Source organism: Methanosarcina sp. 2.H.A.1B.4 (assembly GCF_000979385.1).
GTDB lineage: Archaea > Halobacteriota > Methanosarcinia > Methanosarcinales > Methanosarcinaceae > Methanosarcina.
Map to the genome: position 1 here is coordinate 18,224 of NZ_JJOV01000088.1, position 8,967 is coordinate 27,190.

Annotated in this window: 8 protein-coding genes; 2 read left to right on the forward strand and 6 right to left on the reverse strand. The window is 43.3% G+C overall.

What is annotated here, in order from left to right:
* Nucleotides 1–34: 34 nt before the first annotated feature.
* The 3 genes from EO92_RS14505 to EO92_RS17275 form a co-directional block, all read right to left on the reverse strand.
* Nucleotides 35–1,369, reverse strand: a complete 1,335-nt coding sequence (locus EO92_RS14505) for an AIR synthase-related protein (protein ID WP_048172616.1) — start codon at nt 1,367–1,369, stop codon at nt 35–37.
* Between the two features lie 191 nt (nt 1,370–1,560).
* Entirely contained in the window at nt 1,561–2,169 is a 609-nt protein-coding gene (gene hisH / locus EO92_RS14510; protein WP_048132109.1) for an imidazole glycerol phosphate synthase subunit HisH, read from the reverse strand.
* Between the two features lie 179 nt (nt 2,170–2,348).
* Nucleotides 2,349–2,495: a hypothetical protein gene (locus EO92_RS17275; RefSeq protein WP_156165845.1), complete on the reverse strand. Its 147-nt coding sequence runs from the start codon at nt 2,493–2,495 to the stop codon at nt 2,349–2,351.
* Nucleotides 2,496–2,744: 249 nt separating this feature from the next.
* On the opposite strand from EO92_RS17275, the gene EO92_RS14515 reads away from it, so the two are divergent.
* Both EO92_RS14515 and EO92_RS14520 read left to right on the forward strand, forming a co-directional pair.
* Complete coding sequence (locus EO92_RS14515; protein ID WP_048172632.1) at nt 2,745–3,230, forward strand: hypothetical protein; 486 nt, start codon at nt 2,745–2,747, stop codon at nt 3,228–3,230.
* A gap of 42 nt (nt 3,231–3,272) precedes the next feature.
* On the forward strand, nt 3,273–3,722 hold the full coding sequence (locus EO92_RS14520; RefSeq protein ID WP_048172618.1) for a hypothetical protein: 450 nt from the start codon (nt 3,273–3,275) through the stop codon (nt 3,720–3,722).
* Nucleotides 3,723–3,911: 189 nt separating this feature from the next.
* Here the strand turns inward: EO92_RS14520 and EO92_RS14525 are convergent, their stop codons facing one another.
* The 3 genes from EO92_RS14525 to EO92_RS14535 all read right to left on the reverse strand — a co-directional run bounded on the left by EO92_RS14525 (nt 3,912) and on the right by EO92_RS14535 (nt 8,443).
* A complete protein-coding gene (locus EO92_RS14525; protein WP_369793161.1) occupies nt 3,912–4,637 on the reverse strand; it encodes a LysE family transporter in 726 nt (241 codons plus the stop codon).
* Nucleotides 4,638–4,990: 353 nt separating this feature from the next.
* The gene (locus tag EO92_RS14530; protein WP_082108183.1) at nt 4,991–5,857 is read right to left on the reverse strand and encodes a hypothetical protein; all 867 of its coding nucleotides are present in this window, start codon (nt 5,855–5,857) and stop codon (nt 4,991–4,993) included.
* 663 nt (nt 5,858–6,520) lie between these two features.
* The gene (locus EO92_RS14535; protein ID WP_048172625.1) at nt 6,521–8,443 is read right to left on the reverse strand and encodes a PINc/VapC family ATPase; all 1,923 of its coding nucleotides are present in this window, start codon (nt 8,441–8,443) and stop codon (nt 6,521–6,523) included.
* Nucleotides 8,444–8,967 lie beyond the last annotated feature (524 nt).

Genomic DNA, 8,967 nt, shown 5'->3' on the forward strand with positions numbered 1-8,967 from the left:
TCGAGTTTCTTTTTTCGGGTTTAATTTTTCGGGTTTAATTTTTATTTTTGTCCCTTATTTTTTCAAGAACCCTCTGTTTTTTATTGATAGCTTCTTCGGCTGCCCTGTCAATTGCATTTCTCATCTCCTCGAAATCTCGCGGATTCTCTTCTCCGTGAACCTTTTTGACCGGAGTATAGGCAGATTCTCTGAACCTGGGTGCAAAGTCTCGGGTCTCTCCATTGACGATAATTTCAGCCCCGTTTCCTTCTTCCACATGACCTATGATATCAATCTCGACACCGGCAGCCCGGACGGTTTCAAGAATCTCATCGGCATATTCCGGGGGGGCAATAACCAGCAGGGCATCAAGAGATACACCGAGATAATCGATTTTAAGGAGTTCAAGCATGGAAAGCACCTTTTGATTAACAAGGGCTCTCATTTTTTCTTCTTCAAAGACCAGTTTTACTTCTGCAGTCTTTGAGATTTCCCGTGCGTCCCCGCGTATTCCTCCATTGGTAACGTCGGTCATTGAATGGACTTTCCTGTAAACCCCTGACTTCAGGAGAGCTTCGCAGGCTTCAAGAAAACGGACGTTAATGGTCTCTTCCACAACGTCATGCATCCCGTAATAAAGTGCAGTTGTAGAAATCGTACCACCGCCTGCACCTTCTGTCATAAGGATCAGGTCTCCTGCCTTTGTCCTGTTGCGTGAGGTAAGGGATGATGTAACACCAACAGCACCGACGCCTCCGGTCATTCGGTCGCCTATTACCATGTCCCCGCCTATCCGGAGAGTGCTTCCGGTAACAAGGGGAATTCCGGTAAGCTCTGAAACTGTAGTGATTCCTGCAATGTGGTCGAATATTTTTGCCACATCTCCATCGTCTGCGACATGGATGTCCGAAAGCATGGCAAGAGGGCGGGACCCCATTGAATAAACGTCACGCAGAGCTGCCCTTGCTACATGAAAACCCGAAAGGAATGGGAAATCACTCAGGCGGGAATGTATGCCGTCAATAGTAACCACCAGGTATTCATCCCCCATTCTTACAACCCCTGAGTCGTCAAGCTGGGAGCTGTCAACTACTGCACCTGTCTTGCCTATAACCTCCCCTAGCTTGGAATGAACGTAAAAGTCCCCTGTGCCCCTCGAACCTACTCCGAACTCTCCCATGGAAACTCCTGAGAGGGTGGAGCTTAATACCTCTCCTTCCGTGTGAATAGTTGCTTTTGCTTCACAAATAACTGCAGATGCAATCTCATGAGCCCTTTCGGGGTTTATGTTCTTGATTTCAAGAATTCTTGAAGCAAGCTGTGCTTCAAGACTGTTTTCATTTGAAGGGTCCTTCCTGAGAGCCCGTTTTGCATAGCCTTCTATATCCATGGTAACCATCCTCTCGCAGATATCTGTCACTGCTTTGAAAGGCGCAGGGCAGATTATTTTTTAATTCAAGCATTAATTTTTGGATTGAGTTATACTATAAAATACCCCGGAATTAAAACTTAACCGCCGAAAAAAACGAAAAATAAAGGTTTAGCTGAAAAACCGAAGTACACTTATAAGATACATGTATTTCAACACATTTCAACGAAGTTTTTCAGAATCTTAAGCCCTGTGGCTCCACTTTTCTCAGGGTGGAACTGGGTACCCATAACATTGCCTTTTGAGTTTACGACTGAAGCTGAGAACTCCTGCCCATATTCACATGAAGCGAGGGTATTTTCCGCAGCTGTGTCCACGTAATAAGAGTGTACAAAGTATACGAAAGAACCGTCAGGAATGCCTTTAAACAGAGGGTGATCCTGTTTGATCCTGATGTTGTTCCAGCCCATGTGGGGCACTTTCAGTTCAGACTTTGGAAAGCGAAGCACTCTACCCTGAATGAGGTTAAGCCCGTCGGTCAGCTTGCCTTCTTCAGAAGAGCTCATAAGAATCTGCTGTCCTAGACAGATCCCGAGCATTGGTTTCCCAGAATCTGCAAATTCCGCGATAATCCCTTTGAGAGGAACCAGGCACTTCATTGCATCTACGAAAGCGCCAACACCAGGGAGAATGATGCCATCTGCTGCCATGATCTCCTCGGGGTTCCCGGAGATTGCGGGACTTGCCCCGACGTGTTCAAGCCCTTTTTGAACACTTCTGAGATTTCCAAGCCCGTAATCGATAATCACGATTCTTTTCATAGTTCTAACAAAACAAAGTTAAAATAGATTAAGCTTACGAGCAAAGAATTTGAAAACAGTGGAAAAAATATTGGAAAAGAGAAGAATTTAGAAAAATACACCTGAAAAATATAAAATAAAAAATTCAGGTCAGTATCTGTCTGCAGAAATATTACAGGGTCTGTTCTCCCGTTCAAAAATCACCTTGTACTTGCCACAGCGAACGCATTCGTAACGTTTTTCGAGCACTGTTGGCAGACAGCAGAGCACTCCGCTTTTTCGTTTCCAGTCATGCAGTCCGAAAAGACACAAAAAACTACGTCTATGGTCCGATTCATCTGGTTCATCAGAACATTCTTGGGTCAAAAACCTGTTTCCCCTTCTTAGCAGTTAATAAGGCTGATTATGCGATAGTAAAGAGAATATGGTAAAAAGATCTATATAAAGATATATATCCTCTGAACATACACGCCCCAGCCATATTATAAAAAACCAATCACGACTAAATATCGAAAAATTATAAATAGAATGATTGAATATTCATTGAATGTTGTATGATTCAGATAAAAATTTACGGAGTAAAATCGGGGGGAAACATGAAAGGACTTCAGTTATTCAGAACTGATGAGAAAGCAATGGAATTACCAATAAATATTGTTGTAATGCTCGTTGTCGGGATGGTTGCCCTTGCAACGCTTATTTCGATAATACCGACTCCTACGAAGGAAATGTCAGTCTTTGTTGAAAGGACAGGACTCGGGGTAGGAAGCCTTCAGCAAGGAAACTCGATAATAGTAGATGCCACTACCGCACAGAACTCGTTTGTCGTTTCCGCGGAAATAAAGGTAACAGATAAAGACGGAAACCCGGTGCGAGATGCAAACGTTGTCCTGAGGGGGCTCGGAGGTGCAGCATCTAACCAGACTGATATTAATGGGATTACTGTTCTGACAACTACCGGGACTGCACTGGTCCAACTTGACCCGAACCAGAATGAAGGCACAATGGACCTGAAAATCCTGGCAGACGGCTTCTATGATTATGAGAGAAAGGATGCAGTTATGATTATCAAGACTCGCTAATTGCATGTTTTGCATGAGTTAAGCTGGAGAAAGGAGTCAAGTATGCTGCCTGAAAACTTAAAAGAGAATGAAGCAGGAACCGTCGGGCTTCCTATAAGAATTGTAGTTCTTTCAATAGTTGGCTTTATCGGGTTTTATGCGATTCTCTCAGCCCTTTCAGCTGCTCCGGCCCCTGCTGGGCCCATGTATGCAACAGCAAACTTAAGCACATTTTCACTCAACTCCGGAGGAGGGCAGTCCAACTTTAGCCTGCAGATAAGCGTGCTTGACAGGGAAAACCGCGGGGTGGGGGAAGCAAACGTAATTGTCTGGAGCCCGGACAGAAATAAAGCGTATTCAGGTATCACGGGCAATGATGGTAACGTAATAATAGATCTTTTAAATCCCGAGTTGCCTGCCGGAAAATCCGAAGGGTATGTTGCAGTAAAAGTAATGAGAACAGGATATAGAGATTTTAGCGGAGAGTATTTTATAAAGGTAAAGAGGAGTTAAAGCTTCTTGAAAGATTTAGTATCTAGAGAAGTAGTTATTTATAAGTAAACTTTAGTAAACTTTTAAGGATTTTATCTTTCAGGGAGCTAATCCCTCAGAAGTAAGTTTTTCAAAAAAGAAGAGCTAAAATGCGCTGCTTTTTCCTACCTCTTCATTTAAATACCGATACGTTTTTAATTACAGAATTAATTATTGCAAAATGTTATTGTTATTGATCATAAACCACAGCCCAAAGAATGCCATAAAACCTCCACAGAGGTATACCAGTTTTTCATGCGTGGACTGTGAAATTACTTCCGTTCCTCTGGAAAAGGATGAAGACACAGCTACAAGAAATCCAAGGTCTGCTATCCAGTGCCCGACAACAAATGCAACTACTGCAAGGGTGCCTATAAGATACTCCTGAAGGATGATCGCACTGCCTGCTGTCAACCACCATGCAACAAAAAAAGGATTCAGTGCTGAGGTTATAATTCCTGCGGATACCGTACCTGAGAAAGGGTTCAATGCCGAAGTTATAATTCCTGAAGATATAGGACCTGAAGAGAGATTCAGGCTGCTGGCTGAAATAGATATATCCATTGTAGAGGCTTTTTTTGCGTTTTTAATCATTGCGAGCCCGAAGATCACCATCATTAAGCCGCCTATTATAGCCAGATACGAGATTACTGTTTTTCCAAGGAAAGCTGATGCACCTATCAGAATAAGCCCGAAAAAGGCGAGTTCCACAAGGGCGTGACCCAGAAATACCGAAGGCCCTGCTCGCCAGCCTTTCTGAAACGATGCCCCGATTGTTGCAAACAGCATGGGTCCGGGGATAATGGCTGCAGATATGCCTACTGTGAAGCCGAGAATAAGAGCTTTAGTTAATTCGATTATGATACCACCCCGTATAATATCTGAATCTATTATTATAAGGAGTGATTATATAAAAATGTTTTGAGACTGATCTGCTGGTATCGTTTATGGCATCAGTCCTGAAAAAAGTATTAAGGCTTAAAGTAATCAATTTATTCCTATATATTTTATATATTCTCACTGATTGAGAATTATATGAAATATTCAGCAAATATTATTTATTATTAACTATTTTATTACTAATTACTGATGACTTACTGTTAATTGTTTACCTTTTATTTTTTTTATCGCCGATTATGGTAATTTATTGCTAAATACACATTTTCATCACTACTCCTTTCTATCACTACTCCTTTCTATCACTACTCCTTTCTATCACTACTCCTTTCTATCACTACTCCTTTCTATCATCAGTTAGTTAACGATTTTTGCTTTCGGTTAACCATATAAAACTTCAAAAGTACCGCTCCTGCCATAATTACTGCAAGCCCGGTTGAGAAGTAAGGGGACCTTATTATATCCCAACGGCCAGACCAGACCAGAAACCCTGTAAGGAAAAGGACGGAAGACCCGGCAATTCCTGAGATTTCTACCGGAACTTTTATCGAGCCAAGAGTAAATCTATCTCGATTTTCCATGGTTTCAATGCGGGATTCAAATTTTCGTATATGTTCTTCTGATGCGCTTTCCTTACCTTGAATGTCCTTGACTTCATTCTCCAGTTTTTCGACCTCTGGCTTAAGGTTGCTGTGCACAAAATCCGAAAGTTCGGATATAGCAGCCTGTAGAGAATGGAGGCTTTCGGAGAGGCTGGAAAAAAGACTACTTATATCCTTTACTCTGTAACTGATTCCCGAAACATCCGAAGAACTATCAAGAAAAATCGTGGAACCATTTGAGGCGTCTGAAGAGGGGAGCACTGCGCCGAAGGCAAAAGTTGAAACATCCTCTTGAGTGAGCGACGGAACAGAGTCTGAAAGCAGAGAATTCTCCGGAAGAGAAAATGAAGCTTCAGGAGAAACAGAAGGTCCCTTTGGAGAAACTGAAGAGCCTGCCGCAAGATTTGCAGAGTTTTCCTCTTGAAACGAATCTGGAGACATTCCTGAAAAAGCCTTTCCAGCCTGCAAAGTCTGAGATGCTTCAAGGGATAAGCGGCGCTCAACTGCTCTCAGCCGCTTTTCAAAACTTCTGATGCTCTGGTCAAAAACCTCGATTCTCCCCTGCAAATCATCCCTGATTTCGGGCTCTAACTGATATGATTTACTCAATTGAACCATAACCCCTTAAAATTTCTAATATGAAATCATACCTGGACAGTATATAAATTTTTTTACAAATTGATAAAAAACATAAAAAGTGCAACTTGAAAAAGGAAATCACAGGTGGCCCCGTATTAATCAATTAATATGTCCCTTGACCCCTAAAACCGATTTTCAATCCATAAGTTCTAAAGTGCCCCCCGGCTTGTCTGGTGGTCCTTCCAATAAAAATGAAGATACTTAAAAATGAGGCCTCAATAAGGAATTTAAAAACTAATTTTTCAGGTAGTGCTTATGGCCAATTCCTAAAATTCCTTCTCTAGTATTCAAACTTAGAGTTGAACCGCGGAAAACGTGAAAATGCACGGAGAGGCTCCAAACATGTGCAATTTAGTCCCCTTGCGCGAATTTCACTGCTAAATCCCATAAATCCGCCCCCCCCTGAGCTAATTTCACTACCAATGCCCATAAATCAGCTCTCTTTGGCGAATTTCACTGCTAAATCCTTAAATCAGCCCTCTGGGCAAAGTCCAGTATTAAGCGTCCATAAATTAGTCCTCTTGAGCGTAGCGAAAAGGACCGCGTACTCCCGAGGCGCAATTCGGGCGAGGCGCAATTCGGGCGAGGCGCAATTCGGGAAGGGAAGCAAAAAGTCAAGGGCATAAAAGGAAAATGAGAAGATCAGATCGGTCTGACCTCAACAATCTCTCCGTTATCCTGAGCTTCCAGAATTTCCGATGCAAGGTCCGAGTTTACTCTGAGTTTCACGTCTCCATGCCGGCTAACAGTTGCACTGAAGAGATATTCGTCTTCGATGAAAACCTCTACGTCCTTTCCTGCAAGCTCGAGAGCCCCAAGGATAAGGTGCTTCTTGGTCCTTTCGACGATGGGGTGAACCGGAGATGCAGGAACACCTTTCTCAGGCACAGTTTCTCTGGCCTTTCCCGGGAAAGCTTTGCGTTCAGCCCCGCGCTTCTGGACTTTTACACCTCTTGGAATTTCGGCTTCCATCTCCCTGACGTCGATGTGGAGCCCAAGGATATTTTCTATCCTGTCAATGACGTTCCCGCCTTTGCCGATAACCTTTCTCATATCCTCATCATGGACCTTTACGATTGCACTGTCGTCTGAGGTCACTTCCACTTCAACAGGACCTGTTGCATACCTGCTGATTACGTTCCTGATCTCTTCTTCAGCAAGCTTCCAGGCAGGTTTCCGGCTTTCCTTGGAAGCGCCGATTGGCATGACTACAACCTGTTCTCCGTATGTGTAAATCTCATACTCACTCTTGCCAGTTTCGAAATCCGCAATGGTAATTACCGGCCTTGCAAGATCCTGCTCAGTCATCCCGTAAGGAACCTTAACTGTAAAGGCGAGCACCAGGACTTTTGCAACCTCTCCTTTATCGATGAAAATTACAGTATCCACTACCTGCGGGATTACACCCAGTTCAACCCTTCCGATAAGGCGCTGAATGGCGTCCACTGCCCGGGTTGCATGTACGACTCCTATCATCCCGACTCCTGCAAGGCGCAGGTCCGCAAAGATTAGAAAGTCCCCGGTTTTTCGTACTTCGTCATAGATCGTGTAGTCCGGCCTGACCAGAAGTAAGAGATCAGCGGTGTTCTCCATCTTCCCATTAAGGGGAGAATACTGAGTGATCTCAGGAGGCACCTGCAGGTCTCTTGGAGATTCCATGGTCTTGACTACCTGCCCATGATCATTCAAATAGCGGGCAACACCGGCAGCAAAAGTGGATTTCCCGGCTCCCGGAGGTCCTGCAATAAGGACTCCACGCTGACTTACTATACGCTCTTTCAGCTTCTCGTTCAGATGGTAATGCTCAAGGTCAACAACAACTGTAGGTCTGACGACAGTTATCTCCATATCATCGGAGAAAGGAGGATGTGTAATTGCAACCCGCATGTTTCTTATCTGCAGGACCGTAGCCCCGTTCGAGGACATTTCGATGAAAGATTCGGGGTCCAGCCTCGCCCTCTCAATAAGTTCTTTTGAGATACTGGAAAGCTCCTGGGAAGTTGAAGGCTCTTCCCGGATCCGTACATAACGCACATTCCCTACAGGACCTTTCTTACCCATTGGAGAAACCGCATTTTTGAGATGTACGGACATCGTATCATCAGTGAAAAAATGCTCTATTTTGAGAGGACCGAATTCTGACGGGTCCAGAACTTTGGGATGAATGTACTCAACATCAAGTCCTTTTGCCTTAGCTATCAGAGACTGTACGCGGTCTTCACTAACAAACAGCCCTCCTACCTCAAGAGCCGTACGCCGGATAAGGGCATCTACCCTTCCCTCTTTAGAAAGCCTGATTTCCTCTGAAGTGGGCTGAACCCCGCTGAACTGAAGCTGAATCTCCCCTCTGTCTGATAGCTTCCGAAGTTCCGAAAGCTCTTCAAGCCCTTTGAAACCTATTTCTCTGCCCCTGTTTGCCTGGGCTTCAAGCTCCGATACCACAGCTTCGGGAACAACAACTTCAACGCCCCTGAACTCACCACTTTTGATGCGGGAAGAAAGCCTCCCGTCAATTATCACGCTGGTATCCGGAACGATCCTCGATATCTGCTTCTCATCAGCCATATAAAGGGATATAGAGCCAGAAAGTATATAATAAAACTTCTGCTGCTTTTTTTCAGATGAATTAAGTTAAAAATATGGTTGATGAAAAATAATATTTTAAAAAAATGTGGGGATGTAAAGATCTTCACTTTATATCCTGTTTATATTCAATTGGTCTTATATCTCCTGCATTGCATCAATTCCTCAGAGAAGATAGTGCATTGAATTGAAAGAAGAAAGCTTTCCACTCAATTTAAAGAGGATGCCTATTTTCCATTATCAAAAACTTGATTAATTGTTTGAAATACGAACTCCTAGAAGCAATTTTGAGGTTTGGGATTAGCTCAAACATAAAATGTAGCATTATTTAATATGGTGGCTATATATGCTTTGATAATCTCTTCTTGAAAACTGTGAAGTATCAAAATAGTTATTAGGAGATATGGTGTATTAGCTGGGCATGCCCTCTCTTTCTATCGTAATGCCTTCCATGAATGAGGAAGAAACTATCCGTATTTGCATACAGAAAGCTCAGTCTATATTCA

Excerpts from the sequence above, each read along its gene's own strand:
- EO92_RS14505 (WP_048172616.1), bottom strand. The coding sequence starts at position 1,369 with ATGGATATAGAAGGCTATGCAAAACGGGCTCTCAGGAAGGACCCTTCA.
- EO92_RS14530 (WP_082108183.1), bottom strand. The coding sequence starts at position 5,857 with ATGGTTCAATTGAGTAAATCATATCAGTTAGAGCCCGAAATCAGGGAT.
- EO92_RS14520 (WP_048172618.1), top strand. The coding sequence starts at position 3,273 with ATGCTGCCTGAAAACTTAAAAGAGAATGAAGCAGGAACCGTCGGGCTT.
- EO92_RS14535 (WP_048172625.1), bottom strand. The coding sequence starts at position 8,443 with ATGGCTGATGAGAAGCAGATATCGAGGATCGTTCCGGATACCAGCGTG.
- EO92_RS17275 (WP_156165845.1), bottom strand. The coding sequence starts at position 2,495 with ATGAACCAGATGAATCGGACCATAGACGTAGTTTTTTGTGTCTTTTCG.
- EO92_RS14515 (WP_048172632.1), top strand. The coding sequence starts at position 2,745 with ATGAAAGGACTTCAGTTATTCAGAACTGATGAGAAAGCAATGGAATTA.
- hisH (WP_048132109.1), bottom strand. The coding sequence starts at position 2,169 with ATGAAAAGAATCGTGATTATCGATTACGGGCTTGGAAATCTCAGAAGT.